The sequence below is a fragment of the Sphingobium sp. L-44 genome (genome assembly GCF_056859495.1).
The window spans coordinates 1-23682 of record NZ_JBSXOQ010000062.1 but is presented as its reverse complement, the minus strand read 5'-3'; the positions used below and the strand labels follow the sequence as shown (position 1 = coordinate 23682).

At 65.8% G+C, this 23682-nt stretch carries 19 protein-coding genes; 5 read left to right on the top strand and 14 right to left on the bottom strand.

Features of this window, described 5'->3' with window-relative positions; translation table 11 throughout:
* Positions 1 to 5 precede the first annotated feature (5 nt).
* From AC13EK_RS06515 to AC13EK_RS06495, 5 genes are all read right to left on the bottom strand, one after another.
* Complete coding sequence (locus AC13EK_RS06515) at positions 6 to 1688, bottom strand: acyl-CoA dehydrogenase family protein (RefSeq protein ID WP_277788246.1); 1683 nt, start codon at positions 1686 to 1688, stop codon at positions 6 to 8.
* Entirely contained in the window at positions 1685 to 2551 is an 867-nt protein-coding gene (locus AC13EK_RS06510; protein ID WP_069338672.1) for an enoyl-CoA hydratase, read from the bottom strand. Before AC13EK_RS06510 ends, AC13EK_RS06515 begins: the two co-directional genes overlap by 4 nt.
* Before the next feature lie 12 nt (positions 2552 to 2563).
* Positions 2564 to 3346, bottom strand: coding sequence for an SDR family NAD(P)-dependent oxidoreductase (locus AC13EK_RS06505; RefSeq protein ID WP_069338673.1), 783 nt, complete (start codon positions 3344 to 3346; stop codon positions 2564 to 2566).
* The gene (locus AC13EK_RS06500; RefSeq protein WP_069338674.1) at positions 3343 to 4596 is read right to left on the bottom strand and encodes a CaiB/BaiF CoA transferase family protein; all 1254 of its coding nucleotides are present in this window, start codon (positions 4594 to 4596) and stop codon (positions 3343 to 3345) included. Before AC13EK_RS06500 ends, AC13EK_RS06505 begins: the two co-directional genes overlap by 4 nt.
* 141 nt (positions 4597 to 4737) lie before the next feature.
* A complete protein-coding gene (locus AC13EK_RS06495; protein ID WP_004212329.1) occupies positions 4738 to 5124 on the bottom strand; it encodes a c-type cytochrome in 387 nt (128 codons plus the stop codon).
* Positions 5125 to 5249: 125 nt separating this feature from the next.
* Between AC13EK_RS06495 and AC13EK_RS06490 the strand changes: the two genes are divergently transcribed.
* Positions 5250 to 6128 (top strand): DMT family transporter, encoded by an 879-nt coding sequence (locus tag AC13EK_RS06490; protein WP_277788247.1) that lies wholly within the window; start codon positions 5250 to 5252, stop codon positions 6126 to 6128.
* A 67-nt stretch (positions 6129 to 6195) separates the two neighbouring features.
* Here the strand turns inward: AC13EK_RS06490 and AC13EK_RS06485 are convergent, their stop codons facing one another.
* From AC13EK_RS06485 to AC13EK_RS06455, 7 genes are read right to left on the bottom strand one after another with little or no spacing between them, the layout of a single operon-like run.
* Positions 6196 to 7395 (bottom strand): acetyl-CoA C-acetyltransferase, encoded by a 1200-nt coding sequence (locus AC13EK_RS06485; RefSeq protein ID WP_069338676.1) that lies wholly within the window; start codon positions 7393 to 7395, stop codon positions 6196 to 6198.
* 28 nt (positions 7396 to 7423) lie between these two features.
* Positions 7424 to 8578, bottom strand: a complete 1155-nt coding sequence (locus AC13EK_RS06480) for an acyl-CoA dehydrogenase family protein (RefSeq protein ID WP_004212335.1) — start codon at positions 8576 to 8578, stop codon at positions 7424 to 7426.
* 14 nt (positions 8579 to 8592) lie between these two features.
* A complete protein-coding gene (locus AC13EK_RS06475; protein WP_277788248.1) occupies positions 8593 to 9417 on the bottom strand; it encodes an HTD2 family dehydratase in 825 nt (274 codons plus the stop codon).
* Complete coding sequence (locus tag AC13EK_RS06470) at positions 9414 to 10622, bottom strand: CoA transferase (protein ID WP_069338678.1); 1209 nt, start codon at positions 10620 to 10622, stop codon at positions 9414 to 9416. The genes AC13EK_RS06475 and AC13EK_RS06470 overlap by 4 nt, the downstream gene beginning before the upstream one ends.
* A gap of 10 nt (positions 10623 to 10632) precedes the next feature.
* Positions 10633 to 11652 carry an NADP-dependent oxidoreductase gene (locus tag AC13EK_RS06465; RefSeq protein WP_069338679.1) on the bottom strand — a complete coding sequence of 340 codons (1020 nt, stop codon included), beginning with the start codon at positions 11650 to 11652 and terminating at the stop codon, positions 10633 to 10635.
* Between the two features lie 7 nt (positions 11653 to 11659).
* Complete coding sequence (locus AC13EK_RS06460) at positions 11660 to 12811, bottom strand: acyl-CoA dehydrogenase family protein (protein WP_069338680.1); 1152 nt, start codon at positions 12809 to 12811, stop codon at positions 11660 to 11662.
* 46 nt (positions 12812 to 12857) lie between these two features.
* Positions 12858 to 14039: an acyl-CoA dehydrogenase family protein gene (locus AC13EK_RS06455; RefSeq protein ID WP_069338681.1), complete on the bottom strand. Its 1182-nt coding sequence runs from the start codon at positions 14037 to 14039 to the stop codon at positions 12858 to 12860.
* Between the two features lie 370 nt (positions 14040 to 14409).
* On the opposite strand from AC13EK_RS06455, the gene AC13EK_RS06450 reads away from it, so the two are divergent.
* From AC13EK_RS06450 to AC13EK_RS06440, 3 genes are read left to right on the top strand one after another with little or no spacing between them, the layout of a single operon-like run.
* The gene (locus tag AC13EK_RS06450; protein WP_069338682.1) at positions 14410 to 15651 is read left to right on the top strand and encodes a cytochrome P450; all 1242 of its coding nucleotides are present in this window, start codon (positions 14410 to 14412) and stop codon (positions 15649 to 15651) included.
* A complete protein-coding gene (locus tag AC13EK_RS06445; protein WP_483022091.1) occupies positions 15648 to 15839 on the top strand; it encodes a ferredoxin in 192 nt (63 codons plus the stop codon). The genes AC13EK_RS06450 and AC13EK_RS06445 overlap by 4 nt, the downstream gene beginning before the upstream one ends.
* Positions 15836 to 17242, top strand: a complete 1407-nt coding sequence (locus AC13EK_RS06440) for a M20/M25/M40 family metallo-hydrolase (protein WP_483022090.1) — start codon at positions 15836 to 15838, stop codon at positions 17240 to 17242. The genes AC13EK_RS06445 and AC13EK_RS06440 overlap by 4 nt, the downstream gene beginning before the upstream one ends.
* Before the next feature lie 23 nt (positions 17243 to 17265).
* Here AC13EK_RS06440 and AC13EK_RS06435 read toward each other — a convergent pair whose 3' ends face one another.
* A complete protein-coding gene (locus tag AC13EK_RS06435; RefSeq protein ID WP_069338200.1) occupies positions 17266 to 18741 on the bottom strand; it encodes an aldehyde dehydrogenase family protein in 1476 nt (491 codons plus the stop codon).
* Positions 18742 to 18767: 26 nt separating this feature from the next.
* The gene (locus tag AC13EK_RS06430) at positions 18768 to 20150 is read right to left on the bottom strand and encodes an MFS transporter (RefSeq protein WP_069338201.1); all 1383 of its coding nucleotides are present in this window, start codon (positions 20148 to 20150) and stop codon (positions 18768 to 18770) included.
* Between the two features lie 364 nt (positions 20151 to 20514).
* On the opposite strand from AC13EK_RS06430, the gene AC13EK_RS06425 reads away from it, so the two are divergent.
* Positions 20515 to 23520 (top strand): TonB-dependent receptor domain-containing protein, encoded by a 3006-nt coding sequence (locus tag AC13EK_RS06425; RefSeq protein WP_069338199.1) that lies wholly within the window; start codon positions 20515 to 20517, stop codon positions 23518 to 23520.
* Positions 23521 to 23682 lie beyond the last annotated feature (162 nt).

The following is a 23682-nucleotide window of genomic DNA, read 5'->3' as shown; positions in this document are numbered from 1 at the left end:
ATCCTTCAATTACCTTCGTCGAGCAGGCGGCGGGCGATGACCTGGGCCTGGATTTCGCCGGCGCCCTCGAAAATGTTGAGGATGCGCGCGTCGGCCAGCAGGCGGCTGACCTGATATTCGGTGGCGAAGCCGTTGCCGCCATGGATCTGCAGCGCATTGTCGGCGGCTGCCCAGGCGACCCGCGCGCCGATCAGCTTGGCCATGCCGGCTTCCAGATCGCACCGCTTGTCCTCATCCTTGCGCCGGGCGGCGAAATAGGTGAGCTGGCGCGCGCCCATGATCTCCGCCGCCATCATCGCCAGCTTGTTGGCGACGCGCGGAAAGTCGAAGATCGGTCGGCCGAACTGCTTGCGGTCGAGCGCGTAGGAAAGGCCGATGTCGAGCGCCGCCTGGGCGACGCCGATGGCGCGGGCGGCGGTCTGGATACGGGCGCTTTCGAAGGTCGCCATCAACTGCTTGAACCCCTGGCCCTCGACCCCGCCGAGCAGATTGGCGGCGGGCACGCGGAAATCGTCGAAGCCGATCTCATATTCCTTCATGCCGCGATAGCCGATCACCTCTATCTCGCCGCCGCTCATGCCGGGCGTGGGGAAGGGGGCGTCGACGGTACCGCGCTGCTTGGGCGCGATCAGCATCGACAGGCCGCTATAGTTGCGGGTGTCGGGATCGGTGCGGACCAGCAGGGTCATCACGTCGGCGCGGGCCGCATGGGTGATCCAGGTCTTGTTGCCGCTGACCCGATATTCGCCGTCGGCAAGCGTCGCGCGGGTGCGCAGTGCGCCAAGGTCGGAGCCGGTGTCAGGCTCGGTGAAGACGGCGGTCGGCAGGATCGCGGCATTGGCGATCTGCGGCAGCCAATGGGCCTTCTGCTCGGCGGTGCCGCCGGTCAGGATCAGTTCTGCCGCGATTTCCGACCGGGTGGCGAGGCTGCCGACGCCGATCCAGCCGCGCGACAATTCTTCCGACACGACGCACATCGCGGTCTTGCCCATGCCAAGGCCGCCAAATTCCTCCGGAATGGTCATGCCGAACACGCCCATTTCGCCCAGTTCCTGGACCAGCGGCAGCGGGATGAACTCGTCCTTGAGATGCCATTCATGGGCGAAGGGCGCGACCTTCTCGTTCGACAGAGCGAAGAACTGGTCCCGCACCATGTCGAACATTTCGTCGAGGCCGCAATTTTCCAGCGTCGCCCGCCCGCGCGCATCGACCAGATGGCCGGCAATGGCGCTCTTAACCGCCTGGCCGCCCCCGCTGCGGATGAGGGTGCGTAGGGCCGGTGCGTCGAGCGCGGACAGATCGTCGGTAAGGTCGGTGGGGCGGATCACCTCGCCCTGGTTCATCGGGATGCCGCCCAGCATCTGCGCGCCATATTCGGCGAAGAGCAACTGGGCGAGCAGCGCCTCGATCTCGCCAAAGCTGCCCTGGGCGTCGAGACTGGCGGCCCAACTGGCGACTTCGCGCAGCATTTCGGCATAGGCGGCGAACCAGCCAAAGCCGTGGACGACATGCTGCTCGACATCGGCGAGGACGCGATCGACCTTGCCGCCGTCATTGCTGATCCGCGCCTTCACATGCGGCCGGGCGGCGGCGACGAAGGCGTGGGCGGCATCGGCCGCGCCGGACAGCAGTGCCGGCAGATCGGGCAGGACCAGGATATTCTTGTCCATCTCCATGGTCGCGCTCATCCTTCCCCCGCCTGCTTCTTGTTCGCCGATGCCATTGCCTTGGCATCCAGTCCGCCGACCAGATTGCCGGTCATCAGCTGATTATGGGCATGGGCGAGATGATGCATATGGAACACGCTATCCATCACCTGCCGCTTGCCGCGCGCATCCTCGACGAAGTTGAACGCCTGCTTGGTCAGCGCCAGGCCGAAGCGTTCATGCTGGGCGATCTCGGCGGCGATCTTGGCCACTTCCTCGCGCAGCGTTTCGCGCGGGAAAATCTCGTTCACCATGCCGAAATTATAGGCGCGCTGGGCCGGCATGCGGCGGCCGAGCAGCAGCAGTTCGCGCGCGACGCGGGTCGGCAGTTCGAACGCATGGGCGAAATATTCGACGCCCGGCTGGGCCATGCGCTGCACCGGATCCTGGAAGAAGGCGTCTTCCGATGCGATGATGAGGTCGCAGACCCAGGCCAGCATCAGCCCGCCGGCGATGCAGGCGCCCTGCACCATGGCGATCATCGGCTTGGGGATGTCGGCCCAGCGCCGGCACAGGCCCAGATAGCCGTCCTGTTCCAGCACATATTGGCGTTCGGCGCCGCCCTTGTTCAGATGGTCCCACCACATGCTGGTGCGCGTGCGCGGCATGTGGCTGTCCTTGTCCGGGGTGCCGATGTCATGGCCGGCAGAGAAATGCTTGCCCTCGCCACCGAGCACGATCACCTTGACCCCGTCATCCTCGACCGCGCGCTTGAAGGCGTCGTCGAGCTGGCTGAGCAGCCGGTAATTCTGGGCATTGCCATATTGGGGGCGGTTCAGCATCACCCAGGCGACGCCGTCCACCACATTGTAGGTCACGAATTCGGGCTGCGCTTCTTCGGACATCGTCCTTCTCCCTCAGCGCGGCGGCATGCGCAGGCCACCGTCGAGCCGCACATATTCGCCGTTCCAATAGTCATTCTCGATCATCGCCAGCGCCATCGCGGCAAACTCCTCGGGCTTGCCAAAACGCTTGGGGAAGGGAACGGTGGCCGACAGCGCATCGCGCACCTTGTCGCTGGCCCGCGCCATCAGCGGCGTGTCGAAAATGCCGGGCAGGATCGCATTGACGCGGATGCCTTCGCCCATCAGGTCGCGCGCCATCGGCAGGGTCAGGCTGACGATGCCACCCTTCGACGCGGAATAGGCCGCCTGGCCGATCTGGCCGTCGACCGCCGCTGCGCTGGACGTGTTGATGATGACGCCGCGCGCCTTGTCTTCCAGCGGATCGAGGGTCAGCATGCCGGCGGCCGACTTGGCGCAGCAGCGGAAGGTGCCGATCAGGTTGATCTGGATGATCCGTTCGAACTGGTCGGTCGGGAAGGCCTTGATCTCGCCGGTCTCACGGTCGCGGCTGGCGGTCTTGATGACATTGCCGGTGCCGGCGCAATTGACCAGGATACGCTCCTGGCCATGCGCGGCGCGCGCCTTGGCAAAGCCGGCATCGACCGAGGCCTCGTCGGTGACATCGACCTTGCAGAAGGTGCCGCCGATGTCCGCCGCGACCTTCGTCCCGGTTTCCTCGTTGAAATCGAACAGCGCCACCTTGGCGCCCTGCGCGGCAATGGCGCGGGCCGTCGCTTCGCCGAGGCCCGATGCCCCGCCGGTGACGATGGCGGCTACCCCCTGATCGATCTTCATGCCTGTGTCCTCTCCTTCACGGGGCGTTGGGCGATCGCGCCGTCGTTCGTCAGCGCGTCGAGCGCGCCGTCGTCGAGGCCGAGCCATTCCCCCAATATTTCGCGGCTATGTTCGCCCACGCGCGGCGGGCAGTGACGATAATCGGCCGGCGTCGCCGACAGCTTGCCGGGATAGGCGACGGTCGGGATCTCGACCCCATCCTCTTCGCGGCGGTAGCGATGGACGGTCTGGCGCGCGTCGATGAACGGGTCCTCGAACACATCCTGGATGCTGTTGACCGGGCCGGCGGGAACCCCGGCGGCGACGAAGCGCGCCATCAGGTCGTCGCGGGCGAAGGGGCGGACAATCTCCTGCACCTTCGCCTCGATCGCGTCGCGGTTGATGAGGCGCTGGGCGCTGGTGGCGTAGAGCGGATCGGTGCCCAGTTCCGCATGGCCCATTTCCGTGCAGAAGGCGCGGAACTGGCGATCATTGCCGATCGCGATGATCATCATGCCGTCGGCGACTTCGAACGTCTTGTAGGGGACGACGGTGGGATGGCGATTGCCCAGGCGTCCCGGCACGATGCCACCGACCAGCCAGTTCATCCCCTGATTGGCCAGCATCGCGATCTGGGTATCGAGCAGCGACACGTCGATCTGCTGTCCCTCGCCCGTGCGTTCGGCATGGCGCAGGGCGGCGAGGATGGAGACGGTCGCGAACATGCCGGTCGACAGGTCAGCCATGGCGACGCCAGCGCGCAGCGGGCCACCATCCTCTTCGCCGGTGATGCTCATGAAGCCGCCCATGCCCTGGGCAACGAAATCATAGCCGCCCCGGTCGGCATAGGGGCCGGTCTGGCCGAAGCCGGTGATCGAGCAATAGACGAGGCGCGGGTTGATCGCCTTCAGGCTGGCATAGTCGAGACCGTATTTGCTGAGGCCCCCAACCTTGAAATTTTCGACCAATATGTCGGCTTCCGCCGCCAGCCGGCGGATCAGCTCGGCGCCCTGCGGCGTCGCCAGGTTGATCGCGGCGGAGCGCTTGTTGCGGTTGCAGGACAGATAATAGGCGCTGGTGCCGATTTCCGGCTGGCCATCGGCGCCGGTCAGGAAAGGCGGGCCCCATGCGCGGGTATCGTCGCCATGGCCGGGTAGTTCGATCTTGATGACGTCGGCACCGAAGTCAGCGAGTATCTGGGTCGACCATGGCCCCGCGAGCACGCGCGACAGGTCGAGAACCTTGATCCCTTCAAGCGCGCGGCCGCTCATCGGCTGCCCGCCTTGTCCGTCATGACCGCTGTCATCGCCATCCGCTCCTGTCCCCGTCTATCTGCTGCATCGGTTGATGATTCTGATAGCGGGTGCAGGAATGGAGGGCAAGAATTATTGCACTATGGGATACTTTTGGTGCTATTTCTTGGTGGCGCCGGCGAGATAGGCGAGCAGGTTGGCGCGATCGGCTGGGTTGGGCAGGCCGGCAAAGACCATGCGGCTGCCGGGGACGGCGGCGCTGGGCTTGGCAAGGAAGCCGTCGAGCGACTTGGCATCCCAGCGGATCTTGGCCTTCTGCATCGCCGGAGAATAAGTGAAGCCGGGGACGGTGCCCGACGTGCGCCCGAATACGCCCGAAAGCGAAGGGCCTAGCTTCTTTACGCCTGGATCGACCGAATGGCAGACGGCGCAGCGGGCGAAGACCGCCTTGCCCTTGGTCGCGTCGCCAGCCTGGGCCAGCGCCGGGCCGGTGGCGGCGACCGCCATAGCGAACATCATCACGCGCGAAACATGCTTCATCGACATCCTCAATCCTCTTCCCTTCTTCTCTGGCTAAAATCTATACCGGCGTGCATAAATAAACCAATAGCCGTCTGAGTCTGAACGGCGGTTGAAGCGGGAAGGATGCGGAAATGGCCGATGGCGGACCCATGGCGAACCATCGGTTCGGGCCGGGCGGCATGGCGCTGGCGTTGCTGGTGAACATCATGTTCGCGCTGAATGTCATCGCGATGAAGGTGGTGGTGGATGCGACCGCGCCGCTATTGTCGGTGGCGCTGCGGATGGGAACGGTCTTCCTGATCTGTGCGCCGGCGCTGCGTCCGCTGCCGGGGCGGACGGGCTGGCTGATGCTTTATGGCTTCCTCAATGGCGGGCTGTTCCTGCTGCTGCTGAACCTGGCTTTGTTCATGGCGACCAATGTCGGGGCACTGGCGATCGCGGGGCAATTGAGCGTGCCCTTCTCACTGCTGCTGGGCGCACTGCTGCTGGGCGAGCGGCTCAACCGGCGCAAGATTGTCGGCGTGCTGCTGGCCTTTGCCGGGGTCGTGGCGCTGGTGTTCGACCCGCATATATTGGCGGAGGTGCCCGCCGTATTGGTGATGGCCAGCGCGGCGATGGTGTGGGGCGGCGCGACCTTGGTGCAGCGCAAGCTGACCGGGGTGAGCGTGATGAACGGCCAGGCGTGGAACGGACTGATGGGCGCGGCGGTGCTGGCGCCCTTTGCCCTGATTTTCGAGCGGCCCGCGATTGCGGGGCTGGCCCATGTCGGCTGGGTGCCGACCGGCTGGTTCGCCTTTTCCTGCCTGGGCGCGACGGTGCTGGGGCAGGGGACGCTCGCCTGGCTGCTGCAACGCTATCCGATCTCGACCATCATGCCGCTGATGCTGGCATCGCCGGTCATGTCGACCGTCTTTGCCTCGCTCTATTTCGGCACGCCGATCACGGTCGGCATGATTGCGGGCGGGACGGTGGCGCTGCTGGGCGTGACGATCATCGCCTTCTCGCCCGATCGCCGGCCGGTCGACTGACCATCAAAAAAATGGGCCGGCGTCGCATGCCTCGACGCCGGCCCAGGGGGCTTCCGAAAGGCGGTGGTCAGACCGCCCGTTCAAAGATGGCGGCCAGGCCCTGACCGCCGCCAATGCACATGGTTTCCAGGCCATAGCGGCCGTCGCGCCGCTGCAGTTCGCGCAGCAGATTGGCGAGGATGCGCCCGCCGGTCGCGCCGATCGGATGGCCGAGCGAAATGCCCGATCCATTGACGTTGAGCTTGTCGCGATCGTCCCAGTTCCAGCCCTTGAGGCAGGCCAGCACCTGCGGCGCGAAGGCTTCGTTGAGTTCGACCAGATCGATGTCGTTCCAGCCAAGGCCATTGCGGGCGAACAGCTTTTCGACCGCCGGCACCGGACCGATGCCCATGCGCGAGGGATCGCAGCCCGCCGCCGCCCAGCTGTGCAGCCAGGCCATGGGTTCAAGGCCCAGTTCCTCCAGCTTGTCCTCCGCGACCACCAGGCAGGCAGCGGCGGCGTCATTCTGCTGGCTGGCATTGCCGGCGGTGACCACGCCGTCCTTCTCGATCGGCTTCAACAGGGCGAGCGATTCCGGCGTGGCATCGGCACGAATGCCCTCATCCATGGCGAAGATCAGCGGATCGCCCTTGCGCTGCGGCACGGCGACCGGAACCAGTTCGTCGTCGAACATGCCGGCGGCCCAGGCGGCTGCGGCGCGCTGATGGCTCATCGCCGCATATTCGTCGCAGGCTTCGCGGCTGATGTCATAATCCTTGGCGAGATTGTTGGCCGTCTCGATCATGCCACTGATGATGCCGTAGCGGGCGATCGGCTGCGACATGACGCGGCCGCGGGTCAGGCGGTCATGGAACTGGGTGGATCCCGATCGGGCACCCCAGCGATGCTCCATCGAATAATATTCGACATTGGACATGCTCTCGACCCCGCCGGCGACGACGATGTCGGCGGCGCCGGTCTGGATTCGCATGGCCGCGTCGATCACGGCCTGAAGCCCCGAACCGCAGCGCCGGTCGAGCTGCACGCCGGGAATGCTTTCGGGCAAACCCGCCGCCAGCGCCGACCAGCGACCGATGCAGGGCGCCTCGCCATTGCCATAGCCCTGGGAGAAGACGACATCGTCGATCCGCTCGGGATCGATCCTGGTCCGCTCCATCAGCGCCTTGATGATGACCGCGCCCAGATCGCCGGCGCTGAAGGATTTCAAAGAACCGCCATATTTGCCGACGGCGGTGCGGATGGGGGCGACGATGGCGGCTCTGCGCATGCGATGTCCTTTGCGGGAATGGGGAGGATCAGGCGGCCGCTTCGGCCTGGCGGATCATCTGCTTGGCGATGATGGTCTGCTGGATCTGGCTGGTGCCTTCATAGATGCGCAGCAGCCGGACATCGCGATAGAAGCGCTCGACCTTGTATTCGGCCATATAGCCGGCGCCGCCATAGATCTGGACGGCGCGGTCGGCGATCCGGCCGACGGCTTCGGATGCGTAATATTTGAGCGCGGCGCATTCCAGGCTGACCGGCTCGCCCGCGTCGAATTTGGCGGCGACTGACTGCATCAGCGCTTCGGTCGTCAGCATGTCGACCTTCATGTCGGCGAGCATCGCCTGGACCAGCTGGAAATCGGCGATGCGCTGGCCGAACTGCTTGCGTTCCATGGCATATTGCAGGGCCATGTCGATCAACCGCTGGCACATGCCGAGCGCGACCGCGGCGATATGGATGCGGCCGCGATCCAGCACCTTCATCGCGGTCTTGAAGCCGCGACCGGGTACGCCGCCGATGATGTTGGCGGCCGGCACGACGACATCGTCCAGAATGACATCGGTGGTGATCGACCCCTTCTGCCCCATTTTCTTGTCCGGCTTGCCGAAGCTGATGCCGGGGGTGTCGGCGGGCAGGATGAAGGCGGAAATGCCGGCCGCGCCCTTCACATCCGGTTCGGTCCGGGCCATCAAGGTGAAGACGCTGGCGCGCGGGGCATTGGTGATATAGCGCTTGGTGCCGGTGATGCGGTAAGTGTCGCCGTCGCGGATGGCGACGGTGCGCAGCGAACCGGCGTCAGACCCGGCCTCCGGCTCGGTCAGGCCGAAGCTGGCGATCGCTTCACCGGTGGCGAATTTGGGCAGCCATTCGCGCTTCTGCTCCTCGGTCCCGTCCATGACGATGCCCTGGCTGCCGATGCCGACGGTGGTGCCGATGACCGAGCGGAAGACGACGGACGCGCGGGTGATCTCGCGGATGATCGCCGCTTCCTCCGCCATGGTGCAGCCGATGCCGCCAAATTCCTCCGGCACGGACAGGCCGAACAGGCCCATGTCGCGCATCTGCTGGATGATGGTTTCGGGAACGGCGTCCGCTTCCTCGACGGCGTCCTCGGCCGGGATCAGCTTTTCGCTGACGAAGCGGCGGACGGTGGTGCGGAACAGGTCGAACGTCTCGGCGTCCATGCAGAAATCTCCTCTCAATATCCGATGTCGGCGACCATCGCGTCGCTGCCGTCGCAGCGGATCGCGCGGCAGCGGCCGGCTTCATCCTCGCGCAGCAATACGGGCTGGCCGGCGAAGACCGGCGCGACCGCGCGGAAGGCGAAGCGGGTCGGGCTGCGGCCGCCGCGCCGGGCATGGCCGAACAACTTGGCAGCGGTAAAGGGGCCGTGGACCACCAGGCCGGGATAGCCTTCCTCGCCGGTCGCATAGGGCAGGTCATAATGGATGCGATGGCTGTTGAAGGTGACGGCCGAGAAGCGGAACAGGTCGACGCTGCCGGGCGTCCAACTCACATCGTCGGGGGCCGCATCGACGGTCGCGGGGGCGATCGCGGGCGTCGGTGCGCCGGTGTCGCGATAGACGATGGTCTGCACCTCGCTCACCCGTTCGCGATCGGCCTGGACGATGCTGTGGCCGACCTTCACGAGGACAAGCTCGCCGCTGCGGCCGCTCTTGTGGGCGATGTCCAGCACGGTCGAGGTGCGGGTCGCTTCCCAGTCGAGCATCAAGGGTGCGTGGAACTGCATCTCGGCGGCGGCGAACATGCGGCGGGGCAGGCTGATCGGCGGCAGGAAGCCGCCGCGTTTGGGATGGCCGTCCGGGCCGATCTGGTCGGCGGCGGCCACCGGCAGGAAGAAGGCCCAATGGGCCAGCGAGGGCTGGACCGCCTCGACATCGAGCGGCTCGCCGATGGCGGCGGCGAAACGGCGCAGCGCTTCCCGGTCGAGCATTTCGGTCCGGCTCTCGGTCCTGCCGACCCATGTCTGCCAATGGGCGATATCGGATGGGGAAAGGGTCATGCGACCAGTCCTTCGTCATGGAGGCGGCCGATCGCGCCGCTGTCGAGGCCCAGCAACTCGCTCAATATCTGGTCGCTATGCTCGCCAAGGCGCGGAGCGGTGCCGACGGCGCCGCGCGGCTCGCCGGCTAGCGTGCCCGCAGGACCGGATGTGGGGTAGGTGAGGCCGCTGGGATGGGCGATCGTCTCGAACAGCGGATTGGCGGTGAACAGCCGCTCGTCCTGCGTCACGGCCTGATGCAGCGACTGATATTCGCCCCAGGTGACGCCGCCCGCGTCGAAGGCGGGCTTTAGCGCGTCGCTGCTGCGCGCGGCGAAGGCGGCTTCGAACAGCGGGAAGAGGCTAGCGCGATGGGTGAAGCGGGCGCCTTCATCCCTGGCGAAGTTGGCACCCGTTTCGCCCTCGATCGCGGCGATCGCTTCGCCAAGCTCCAGCGTCTTGAGGAGGCCGGTCCATTGGCGCGGGGTGATGGCGACGACGATCAGCCTTTTGCCGTCGGCGGTCAGGAAATCCCGTCCGAAGGCACCGAACAGGTCATTGCCCATGCGCAGCCGGTCGCCGGCCGACAGCACTTCAGCCACGGAGCCCAGATGCGACAGGGTGGAGGCAGCGAGATCGGACAGGGGCACGCGGATTTCCGCGCCCTGGCCGGTCGCGCGCCGGCGCAGCAGGGCGGACGTCATGGCAAAGGCGGCATAGGCGCCGCCCAGCAGATCCCAGGCCGGCAGGACATGGTTGACCGGGCGGTCATCGTCGGCCGGGCCGGTCATCATCGGCACGCCGGCGGCGGCGTTGATGGTGTAATCGACCGCCGGCGATCCATCGGCCCAGCCCATCACGCGGACACTGATGATGTCGGCGCGGCGCGCGGCCAGCGCCTCATGGCTGAGGAAGCCCTTGACCGGATAGTTGGTGAGGAACAGGCCGGCATTGTCGCCCGGCGCGGTGGCGATGGCGACCGCCAGTTCGCGCCCTTCGGGGCAGCCCAGATCGATCGCGATCGATTTCTTGCCCTTGTTGAGACCCTCCCAATAGAGGCTGGCCCCGGACGGTGCGATCGGCCAGCGGCGATAGTCCGGGCCGCCACCGATGGCGTCGAAACGGATCACCTCCGCCCCCATCTGTGCCAGGTGCAGGCCGCAGGACGGGCCGGCGATGAAGGCGGCGCCTTCTACCACGCGCAGGCCCTTGAGCATGTCGTACATGGAGTTCCCTCTAGCCCAGCCTGACCATGGTGCGGCCGATATTGGCGCCCGAGAACAGGCCCCAGAAGGCGTCGAGCGCCTTGTCTATGCCATCATAGACGGTTTCGGCCGAGGCCATCTGGCCGGCCTGGTTCCAGGCGGTCATGCGCTCCAGCATCTCCGCCTCCAGATCCATATGGTCGAGCGCGATATAGCCCTGCATGCGGATGCGCTTGGTCATCAGCATGGTGAGGTTGCGCGGCACGGTCGGCGCGTCGGTCACATTATATTGCGAGATCATGCCGCAGATGGCGAAGCGCGCGAAATCATTGGCGAGCGACAGGGCGGCCTGCAGATGATCGCCGCCGACATTGTCGAAATAGACGTCGATGCCGCTGGCGCCGATCGCCTTGACTTCGCGGGCGAGGGCCTTGGTCAGGTTCGGCTCCGCCTTGTAATCGATTGCGGCGTCGACCTGGAGCACATCGCGCAGGAAGGCGGTCTTGTCCGGGCCGCCGGCCGATCCGATCACCTTGCATCCCATGTTGCGGGCGATCTGGCAGGCGATCGATCCGACCGCGCCGGACGCGGCCGACACGAAGACGGTATCGCCCGGCTGCAACTCCGCAATGCGGATGAGGCCGGCATAGGCGGTGAGGCCGGTCATGCCGGCGAAGCAGAGATAGGCCTGGGGCGGCAGTGCCTGGCGATCGCGATGCTGGAGCGCGGCGCCGGGGGCGTTGAACGCCTCGCGCCAGCCAAGCCGGGAAAAGACGAGGTCGCCGGGGGCGAAGGCCGGATCGTTGGAGGTGACGACTTCGCCGATCGCCGGCCCCTCCATCGCCGCATCGAGGGCGAAGGGTGGAACATAGCTTTTGGCGTCGCTCATCCGTCCGCGCATCGCCGGGTCGACCGCCATCCAGAGATTGCGAACCCGAACCTCGCCGGGGCCGGGTGGCGGCAGGGCCTGCTCGACGGTGGCGAAATCCTCCGCCACCGGGGCGCCGACCGGGCGGCGCTTCAACTGTATTTCGCGCGATTTCATGGTCATCGGCCCCTCAATAGCCATTGAGGCGTGCCCAGCGCTCGCGGTGCCAGGCGGTGCTGCCATGACATTGCTCCGCGACGCGGGCGCGCTTGAGATAAAGGCCGGCATCATGTTCATGGGTCATGCCGATGCCGCCATGAAGCTGGACCATCTGCGAGGAAATGCGGTGTAGCGTCTCGCCGGCGGTCGCCTTGGCAAGCGAGGCGAGGGCGGGGAGCGCAGGATCATCGGCATCGATCGCCGCCAGGGCGGTTTCGACCGCCGATCGCGTCAGCTGCAATTCGCCGAACAGTTCGGCGGCGCGATGCTGCAGCGCCTGGAAGGAGCCGATGATCGCGCCGAACTGGACGCGGGTCTTGAGATAATCGAGCGTGATGTCGAACGCCTGGGTCGCGCTGCCCAGCATTTCGGCCGCCATGCCGATCGCGGCCCGGTCGCGGATCGCGTCGAGCAGGTCAGCGGCCTTGCCGACTTCGCCCAGCACGTCGTTGACAGCGATGTTGACACTATCGAAGCGATAAAGGGCCGGCCGACGGGCATCGATCTGGTCGAGCGGCTGCCGCTCCAGCCCGGCGCTGTCGGTCGGCGCCAGGAACAGGGTCAGGCCATCGCGATCGCCCGGCGCGCCGCTGGTGCGCGCGGCAACGATGGCGAGGTCGGCGATCATGCCGTCCTGCACCGGGCGCTTGGTGCCTGACAGCTTCCAGCCATCGCCTGAGGCTGTGGCCGCCAGCGCGGTGCGCTCGGGTGCATGATGCGGCCCTTCGTCGAGCGCCAGCGTGCCGATCAGCGATCCGTCAGCGATGCCCGGCAGCCAGCCGGCCTGTTGCTCCTGCGTGCCCGCGAGGCGCAGCGCGGATGCGGCGACCAGCGCGGAGCTGATGAGCGGTGAGGCGGCCAGGGTGCGCCCCAGTTCCTCGATCACCAGGCCAAGGCTGAGATAGCCGAAATCGGCGCCGCCATGGGCTTCCGGCACGATGATGCCGCACCAGCCCATCTGCGCCATTTCGGCCCATGCCTCGGCATCATAGCCGTCCGATCCGCTGCGGCCGCCGCCGCCATGGTCGTACAGGCCGCGCAGCGCGGTCACGGGCAGGCGGTCGCGCACCCATTGTGACGCCATGTCCTTCAGCATCGTCTGTTCTTCGTTCAGCACCGCCACGGCGCGTCCTCCCGCATCCTGTCTTTTCTATCGTCCTCGCCCATGCTCAGCCCGGCAGGCCCAGCGTGCGCTTGGCGGTGATATTGTTCTGCACCTCGTAGCTGCCGCCGTAGATGGAGAAGGCCTTGCTGTGCAGCCAGGCGCGCGTCGCCTCCTTCTCGGCCGCGCTATAGGGATCGCCGGCCCAGCCCAGGCCATCGGCGCCCATGATCTCGACCAGCAGCTCGGCCCGTTCCTGGATGATGCCGGACCACAAATTCTTGAGTGCGGACACGCCATGGCTGGGGCCGCCATTCTTGGCTTCGGCGGCGAGGCGGCGGACGGTCGCCATATAGGCTTCATGCCGCATCGCATTGCGCACCAGCCGGGCGCGCAGGTCCGGGCTGTCGATCCGCCCAAGCGCGTCCGTGCCGAGATAGTCATGGGCCAGCGGGGCGAGGGGGGTGATGTCGGCCTTCACCTCCGACAGGCTGTTGCGTTCGAACTGCAGCAGCCGCTTGGCGATGGTCCAGCCCTGGTTGACCTCGCCCACCAGATTGCCCTTGGGCACCTTCACATCGTTGAAGAAGACCTCGCAGAAATGGGTCGATCCGCTGATGAGGACGATCGGTCGCGCCTCGATCCCTTCGGATTGCATGTCGACCAGCAGGAAGCTGATGCCGCCCTGCTTGCGCTCGGTATCGGTGCGGACGAGCACGAAGCACCAGTCGGCCTGGTCGGCGCCCGATGTCCAGATCTTCTGCCCGCTGACCAGCCAGTGATCGCCCATGTCGATGCATTTGGTCTGGAGCGCGGCCAGGTCCGATCCCGCGCCGGGTTCGGAAAAGCCCTGGCACCAGCGCCGCTCATGGCTGGCGATGAAGGGCAGATGTTCCAGCTTCTGCGCTTCGTCGCCATATTCCAGCAAGGTCGGGCCAAGCATCATCGTGCCATAGCTGCGGATCGGGTTGAAACCGCCTATCGCCGTCAGTTCCTCGCCGATGATCTTGCCATGCGCTTCGGTGAGGCCGGCGCCGCCATAGCGCGGCGCCCAGGTGGGCACGCCCCAGCCCTTGTCGGTCATGCGCTGGCGCCAGAGTTGATAGTCGGCATTGGCGGCGGCGGCATTGGCGTCGCCCTGGAAGAGGAGGCCGGGCACATTGGTCAGCGAGGGCGGAAAATTCGCCTTCAGCCAGGCACGCGCCTCCTGCCGGAATTCTTCTCTATCGATCGGCTCCATTTCCGCCATCCACTCACATCCCTGTTCTGCTCGAAAGGCGAACGCGCCGTCCGGGTGTCACCCGTCGGGCTGCTCGCGGCTTTCGGATGGCCGCTTGCGATCCATGTCCGATTCCTTAGGTCAATATTGCACAGGTGGCTAGTTATATTTTGCACTCAAGGATAATTTTCATCCGCAACGGAAATCGCGAATTTTGCGCAATGTGGCGGAAAAGCGTGGAAATGCGGCGGCGCCCGTGCGCCGCGCACGGGAAAATATCGTAACGACGATTGTCCGATTGACAGCCGGCGGCGCGCTCATAAACTATACCATAATGCAAAATTGATAAGGCCGGTCCGTCGTGGCGCGAGAACTGGCTACCGCTGCAGGAGAGCGTAGTATGGAGACCATGGCCGCCTGTCCGATCCCGGCGCATGTGCCGCCCGACATGATCGGCAATTTCAGCCTGTTCAGCTCGCCGGGGCTGGAGCCGACGCCCAATGGCGATCCGCAGGCGGCGAGCGCGGTGGTGCATGATGGGCCGCGCATCTTCTATTCGCCGGTCAACACTCGCGACGGCAAGGGCACATGGGTCATCACCCGTGCGCAGGACCAGCGGCGGGTGTTGCAGGATCCCGAAACCTTCTCCAGCCATCGCAGCATCTTCGCCTCGGCACTGGGCGAAAGCTGGCCGATGATCCCGCTGGAACTGGACCCGCCAGACCATGGCAAGTTCCGCTCGCTGCTCAACCCGCTGCTGTCGCCCAAGCGGGTGATGGCGCTGGAAACGGCAGTGCGCGAAAGGGCGAGCGTGCTGATCGACCGGATCGCGGCGTCGGGCACCAGCTGCGACGTGATGACCGATTTTGCCTTCCCCTTCGCGGTCAATATCTTCCTGCGCTTCCTGGGCCTGTCGGACGATCGGCTGGACGAATTTGTCGGCTGGGCCAACGACCTGCTGCATGGCGACAATGTGAAGCGGCCGGCGGCGGCGCGCACCATCGTTGCCTTCATCGACGAATTGTCGGCCGATCGGCGTCGGCAGCCAGTCGATGATTTCATGTCCTTCCTGGTGCAGTCGCGGATCGACGACCGGCCGCTGACCGACATGGAGATCAGGGGCACGGGCGTGCTGCTGTTCATCGCCGGGCTGGACACGGTGGCGGCCGCGATCGGCTTTGACCTCAATTATCTGGCGCGGCATCAGGCGGACCAGCAATGGCTGCGCGACGACCCCAAGCGGATCGTGCTGGCGGCGGAGGAATTGCTGCGCGCCTATCCGACGGTGCAGATGATCCGGGTCGCGACGAAGGACGTGGATTTCGAGGGCGCGCCGATCCGCAAGGGCGACTATGTGTCCTGCGCGACGATGATTGCCAATCGCGATCCGCTGGAATTTGCCGATCCCGCGCGCATCGACCTCGCCCGCGAGGATAATCGCCACACCGCCTTTGCCTATGGTCCGCATCGTTGCCTGGGGTCGCATCTGGCGCGGCGCGAGATCGTCGTGGGGCTGGAGGAATGGCTGAAACGCATCCCGACCTTCCGCATCAAGGCCGGCACCGCGCCGGTCACCTATGGCGGCCATGTGTTCGGGATCGAAAATCTCATCCTCGACTGGTCACAGGAGGATGCGGCATGAAGATCATCGTGCATCGCGAGAAATGCCAGGGCCATGCCCGCTGCTGGGCGATGGCGCCCGACATCTTCGAGCTGGATGACGAGGGCTATATCATGCCCGGCGATATCGATGTGCCGGAAGAGCAGGAAAGGCTGGCCTGGATGGGCGCCAAATCCTGCCCCGAACACGCGCTCGACATTCAGAAATGAGAAGCTCCCTGCTGGCCCTTGGTGGCCTTGTCGCGCTGGCATCCGGCCCGGCTATGGCGGCGGAACTGCGCCCCGACCAGATCGCCTTTCGCGATATCTATCGCGCACTGGTGGAGACCGATACCAGCGCCTCGACCGGCAGCTGCACCGTCGCGGCGGGCCGGATGCTCGATCGGCTGCGCAAGGCCGGGTTCGGGCCGGACCGCGCCGAGGTCTTCGTGCCGGAGGGGCATGAGAAGGATGGCGGCCTGATCGCCCGGATCGAGGGCAGCGATCCGCGCGCCGCGCCGATGCTGCTGGTCGATCATATCGATGTGGTGGCCGCCCGGCGCGAGGATTGGCCGCGCGATCCGTTCCGCCTGACCGAGGAGAAGGGCTATTTCATCGGGCGCGGGGTGATCGACGACAAGGCGCTGTCGGCGATCTGGATCGACAGCCTGATCCGGATGCAGGCGGCGGGCTTTCGTCCCCGGCGCACGATCAAAGTTGCGCTGACCTGTGGCGAGGAAAGCAGCGATGCGGTGAACGGCGTCGACTGGCTGCTACGCAACCGGCGCGATGCGGTGCAGGCGGGCTTTGCCCTGAACGAGGGTGGCTATGGCATCAGCGACAAGGACGGCCGGCCGATCGCCCTCTATCTCGCGGTGGGCGAGAAATATGCGCAGAGCTTCACGATTGAGGCGCGCAACAGCGGCGGCCATAGCAGCCGCCCGCGTCCCGACAATGCGATCTATGACCTGGCCGATGCGCTGGCGGCGGTGCGGCGGCTGTTATTCCCGATCCAGCTCAACCCGACCAATCGCGGCTATTTTACCCGCATGGGACCGATCGTCGGCGGCGCGATGGGGCAGGCGATGGAGCGGCTGGGGCAGGGGCAGGACGACGCCGCAACGGTCGCGACGGTGACGGGCGACGTCACCTATAATGCGATGCTGCGCACCACCTGTGTCGCGACGCAGGTGGAGGCGGGCCATGCCGAAAATGCGCTGCCGCAGCGGGCGCAGGCGACGATCCAGTGTCGCCTGTTTCCGGGCGACAGGGTGGAGGATGTCGAGGCGCGGCTGCGCGCGGCGCTGCCGTCCGGCATTGCCCTGACGCGCAAGGGCGACAAGGGCGCGCCGGCCGTGCCGCCGCCGCTCGATCCCCGGATCATGGGACCGGCCGAAAAACTGGCGCAGCGGCATTTTCCCGGCATTCCGCTGGTGCCCAACCTGCTGACCGCCGGCACCGATGGCCGCTATCTGAGCGCTGCGGGTATTCCGACCTATGGCGTGCCGGGCATTGTCCTCGATCCCGACGGCAATGGCGCGCATGGGGTGGACGAGCGCATCAGGGTGAAAAGCGTCTATGACGGGCGCGATTATCTCTATGCGCTGATCCGCGCCTATGCCGAGGGGCGCTGACCGGCCCCTCGGGTTGGCGGTGCTCAGGTGCGGATCCACACGCCCTTGGTCTGGAGATAGGCGTCGATATGCTCGGCGCCGCCCTCCCGCCCATAGCCGCTCATCTTGTAGCCGCCGAACGGGACCGACGGGTCCATCGCGAAATAATGGTTCACCCAGATGGAGCCGGCGCGGATGCGCTTGACCGCCGTCATGGCCTTGCCGATGTCGCGGGTCCACACCCCGCCGGCGAGGCCGAAACGGGTCGCGTTGGCACGGCCGATCACCTCGTCCAGGCTGTCGAAGGGCAGGATGCAGGAGACGGGTCCGAAAATCTCCTCCCGCGCGATCCGCATCTCGTCCGTCACATCGGCGAAGATGGTCGGGGCGACCCAATGGCCCTTGTCGAGCGCGCCGCCGGTGACGCGATGGCCACCGGTGACGAGCCGGGCGCCCTCCTGCGGGCCAAGGTCGAGATAGGAGGAGACGCGGGCGAACTGCTTGGCCGACACCAGCGGGCCGATCACGGTTTCGGGATCGAGGCTGGGGCCGATCTTCAGATTGGCGGCGAAGGCCGCGATGCGCTGCACCATCTCCTCATAGACCGGCCGTTCGACGAACAGGCGGGTGCCGGCGGCGCAGACCTGGCCGGAATTGTTGAACACGCCCATGGCGGCGGCCGGGGTGGCGGCGTCGAGATCCGCGTCGGCAAAGATGATGTTGGGTGATTTGCCGCCCAGTTCCATCGTCACCTTCTTCACCGATCCGGCCGAGGCCGCGATGATCCGCTGGCCGGTCTCGCACGAGCCGGTGAAGGCGATCTTGTCGACGTCGGGATGGGCGGAAAGGGCCGCGCCGGTCTCGCCCGCGCCGGTAACGACATTGACGACGCCGGGGGGCACGCCCGCCTCCAGGCAGAGTTCGGCAAAGCGCAGCGGGCTGAGCGAGGCATCCTCGGCCGGCTTCAGGACGATGGTGCAGCCGGTGGCCAGTACCGGGCCGATCTTCCAGGCGGCGCTGAACAGCGGCCCGTTCCAGGGGATGATCGCGCCGACGACGCCGACCGGCTCCTTGAGCGTGTAGGACAGGAGATCGACCGGAAAGCTGTTGGACAGGGTCTCGCCATGGATGGCGGTGGCGGCGCCGGCGAAATGGCGCAGCGATCGCTGCAACATGCCGCGCAAGCCCATTGCGGCGGTGATCGGCCGGCCCATCTCGATCACGTCGAGCAGGGCGAGATCCTGGAACTCGGCATCGACCAGGTCGGCGAGGCGCAGCAATACCGCCTGGCGCTCGGCCGGCTTGAAGCGGCTCCATGGTCCTTCAAAGGCGGCGCGGGCGGCGCGGACGGCGCGGTCGACATCCTCGGCGCCGGCCAGCGCCAGTTCGGCGACCAGTTCGCCGGTGGAGGCGCTGAAGCTCTGGAATGTCTTGCCCGACAGCGCGTCGACATGCTGGCCGTCGATCAGCAACTGCTTGGGCTTACCGTCGATGAAGGCGGGGCGGCGGGTTTCGATCATCTTTATGTCCTTTCGGAAACAGCCGGTCAGACCGGATCGCCTTCATGGGCGCGGCGCATCGAGGCGCGGCCGAGGGCGAAGAGAAGGGCGGCGGGCAGCAGCACGCAGAAGACGCTGGTAATGAGCGAGAGGCCCACCTTCATCTCGTCGCCCCACAGCTTGTCGGTGACGAGGCCGATGAAGGCCGGGCCGCCGGCCATGGCGATGAGGCCCGATGCCAGCACATAGAGCGCCGAGACGCGGCCGCGCAGATAGGCGGGGGTGACGACCTGGACCGTGGCCGGCCCCATGCTGGCGGTCGAGAGGATCAGCGCCATGAAGCACCAGTAGCAGGCGACCGTGGCCCAGGGGCTGGCGACCAGGAAGGCGGCGATGCCGAAGGGGGCGGCGGCCAGCACGGTCATCAGGCACCAGAAGAGATGCGCGTCCTTGCGTCCCCGGCGATAGAGGCGATCGACGGTCCAGCCATGGAGCGGGATCAGCGCCGCGGCGGCGATCTGGGCGATGCCGATCACCGGGCCGATCTGCGCCGGCTGCCAGCCATGGACGCGGGCAAGATAGACCGGGGTCCAGAGCTGGAAGCCGATGGTGGCGGCATAGGCCAGGCCGAAGCCGACAAAGGCGGCGGTGTAGAGCGGCTTGTGCCGGCGGATGTAGGCCCATGCCTCGCCATAGCCCGCGCCCGCGCTCACGGTCTTGCGCCGGGGCGGTTCGCGGAACAGGAAGACGAGGAAGGCGAGCAGGATGCCGGGCGCGCCGGTCATGATGAACACCTGCTGCCAGGGCTGGAGCGTGCCGAAGAGCGGCCATGTGGCAGGGCCGGCCTTCATCGCTGCGCCGACGATCGGGCCGCCCAGCAGGAAGACGATGCCCGCGCCCATGACACCGCCCATGATGAAGACCGACATGGCGAGCGAGACGCGGTGCGGTGGGAAGCTGTCGCCGACGACCGAATAGCTGCCGGTGCCAAAACCCGACTCGCCCGCGCCCACCCCGGCCCGCGCCATGGCAAGGCCGACGAAGCTGCCCGCGAGGCCGCAGGAAGCAGCGGCGATGCTCCACACCGTGACCGACAGATAGAGGACGATGCGGCGGCTGAAGCGGTCGAGCGCCATGCCGAGCGGAATGGCGCACAGGCAGAAGAGGACGGCGAAGGCCGGTCCCTGGAGCAGACTGATCTGGAGGTCGGAGAGACCCAGATCCTGTTTGATCGGGCCGACCATCAGCGCCATGATGTTCCGGTCGGTCAGCGACAGGATATAGAGCAGGAACAGGATCGCGACCGTCAGCCAACCCATGAAGGGGCTGGGATAATCGGCGGTGGCCGGGGCAGGGGACGGCGGCGGGGGGCTGTCGATCGGCGCTGAGGGTGACGGCGAAGCTGACAGGGACAAGGCAGGTTCGCTCATCGGCGGAACGCCCTGATTATCACCGATTCTCTGTTGCGCAGGCTCGACACCGACCTTCTCCATGCTGATCGCCGTGCCTGGTCCGCGGAGCGGCACGATCTGTTGCCGGCATAACGCACATTTTTGCACCATAGGTCAATATATGATGCGCCGCTTTTCGCGGCTTTATCCCCTGCCCCTAATAAGAAGGCCGGATTTCCGCTGCGGCAAGGGCGTAATTTCTTTTCGATCAAACATTTACCACTGGTGCAAAATTAGTTGACATCCACCGCTGGAGCGATAGAAATAAAAATGCACACCGGGATAATAATGACAGGTGTGGGCCAACGAGCCGACACATTGCGTCCAGGGAGAGGAAAGACCAATGTCCAAGCACAAGATTTTTGCGTCGTCGCTGGCGATCGGCGCCAGCATCGTCGCGATGACGGGCAGCGCGCTGGCGCAGGATGCGGCGGCGCCCGCACCGGCACCGGAGCAGGCCGCCGAGCAGGGTAGTGCCGCACCGGTCAGCACATCCGACATCGTCGTGACCGGCTCGCGCATCGTGCGCGATGGCTATACCGCGCCGACGCCGGTGACGGTCGCCACGACCGAGGAATTGTCGCGCACGACGCCGTCGAGCATTCCGGACGCGCTCAACAAGCTGCCGCAATTCTCCAATTCGCTCAGCCCTTCCAAGTCGGCGTCGAATTTCTCGAACGCGCCGATCCACGGCAATGTGCTCAACCTGCGCGGTCTGGGCACGCCCAGCGCCAATCCCAAGGGGCCGTTGCGCACGCTGATCCTGTTCGACGGCATGCGCGTGTCGCCGACCGAATATATCGGCACGATCGACACCAATGTGCTGCCGCAGCTGCTGATGCAGCGGGTCGACGTGGTGACAGGCGGCGCCTCGGCCCAATGGGGGTCTGACGCGGTCGCGGGGGTCGTCAACTTCGTGCTCGACAAGAAATTCACCGGCATCAAGGGCGTCGCCCAGGCGGGCATTTCCGACGAGGGCGACAATGCCAACCAGCGCCTCGGCCTGGCAGTCGGCCAGGATTTTGCCGGCGGACGCGGCCATATCCTGCTGAGCGGCGAATATTCCAATAATGAAGGCATGCTGCGTAGCGATCGCGACTATGCGACCAAGGGCTATAGCTATGTCGGCAGCGTCGTGGGCTGCACTAAGCTGGCGAGCGAGCCGGCGTCGGTCTGTGCGCCCGGCGGCGCGCGCAACCCCTATACGATCGGGTCGAACATCCTGATTTCGGCGCTCGCCCCCAATGGCCGCATCACCGCCTCCAGCGTGGCGGGCAATCCTTATGTCGGGCAGGTCATCAACAATGACGGCACGACGCGCCCGTTCAACACCGGCACGGCGGTCGGCACGACCGGCTTCCAGTCGGGGGGCGACGGTTACCAGATCCCGACCACCGGCGCGGCGGTCATCCCGCTGACCACCTATCAGGCCTTCGGGCGGCTGAGCTATGACCTGACCGATGATATCAACGCCTTCGTTCAGGGCAGCTGGTCGCGCTCGGACCTGGAATATTCGACCCAGGTGAATGCGCTCGTCCCGGCGTCGCAGGGTGTCACCATCTACAAGGGCAATCCCTATCTGTCCTCCGCGCTGAATTCGGCGCTGACGTCCGCGACGGACAGCTACACGGTCGGCCAATATGATGCCGGCCAGCCGACCGCCATCGCCAAGGAACGCACCGACTACTGGATGGTCAATGCCGGCTTCACCGGCAAGCTGGGCGGGCTCGACTGGAGCGCCACCTACTCGCATGGCGACTCCAAGCACATCCTGGCCAACTCCGGCCTTTATGACAGCAAGAAGCTCTATGCGGCGGCCGACGCCGTGGTCGATCCGAGCACTGGCCAGATCACCTGCCGCGTGCTGCTCGATCCGACCTATGCCAGCCAATATGCGGGCTGCAAGCCGATCGACGTGCTGCATGGCGATCCGTCCAAGTCGACTCCCGAAGGCTATGCCTATGCGACCGGCACGTCGCGTTACCGCGCGAGCATCCGTCAGGACAGCTTTGCGGTGAACCTGAGTGGCAGCCTGTTCGACTTGCCGGCAGGGCCGGTCGACTTCGCGGTCGGCGCGGAATATCGCAAGCAGACGCTGAACCTCACCAGCAATGCCGATCCCTCGCTGCTCGACACGGCGGCCGAGCGCAGCGCCTATTTCGCCGGACTGCGCGGGGTGCCGGCCACCACCAACTTCTACTGGCTGACCAATGTCGGCACGGCCCATGGCAGCCTGAACGTCAAGGAAGCCTATGCCGAACTGGCGGTGCCGATCCTGAAGGACAAGCCCTTCTTCCGGGAACTGAGCATCAACGGCGCGGGCCGCATCACCGACTATTCGACGTCGGGTACGGTCGAGACCTGGAAGGTTGGCGCAACCTGGAAGCCGGTCGATGACCTGCTGCTGCGTGCCACCCTGTCGCGTGACATCCGTGCGCCCAACCTGTTCGAACTTTATTCGGGGGCGCAGAGTGGCATCGGCATCGTCAATGATCTGCAGACCGCCGATGGCAGCTATGGCAGCGGCCTCAACCAGAATGTGAACACGGTCACCAGCGGCAACGCCAATCTGAAGCCGGAAAAGGCCAAGACGCTGACGATCGGCGGCGTGCTGACGCCGTCCTTCTTCCCCGGCTTCTCGCTGTCGGTCGACTATTACAAGATCAAGGTCACCGGCCTGATCGACACGCTTTCGTCGCAGCAGATCATCACCAACTGCTATAATGCGGGCGGATCGGGCGTGGCCGAATGCGGCCTGATCGATCGGGCGACGCCGACCAGCCTGCCCTCGCTGGTGCATATCGTGCCGGCCAACATCGCCTTCCTGAAGACCGCCGGCATCGATTTCGACGCCAGCTATCGCACGGCGCTGGGCGACGGGGCGCTCAGCCTGCGGCTCTACATGAACTATCTCGACAAGTTCGATGCCCAGCAATATGCGGGCGCGCCGATCGCCCATTATGCGGGCGTCAGCGTGGTCGGTAGCAACCCGGCCGGCTTCCCGCGCTGGCGCGGCAATTTCTCGATCGACTACAGCAACGGGCCGTTCGGCATCACCCTGTCCGAACAATATATTCACAAGATGCGGCTGGATATTCCCGGTGGGCCGGTGCCGATCGAGTTCGTCGACGATAAGGTGAAGGCGGTCTGGTATACCGACCTGGCCATGCGCTTCACCGTGCCCCAGGGGAATGGCAATTTCGAGCTGTTCGCCAACGTCAACAATCTGTTCGACAAGCAGCCGCCGATCATTCCGGGCACCGTGCCGGGGGTGAACCTGCCGACCAATATCGCGGTCTATGACTTTATCGGCCGGGCCTTCACAGCGGGCGTCCGCTTCAAATTCTGATAAAAGCCGAAGAGCCATTCGGGGGTTAGCGTCCGCGCTCGTGGTGTAATTTCCGGTGTAGATTGAGGTGATCGCATGGGGTTGGGCATGCCCAACCCCATGCGATTTCGAACTCGGTGGCCACCGGGCTCATCGGTAAGGTGGAGTTACCACACTTCACAC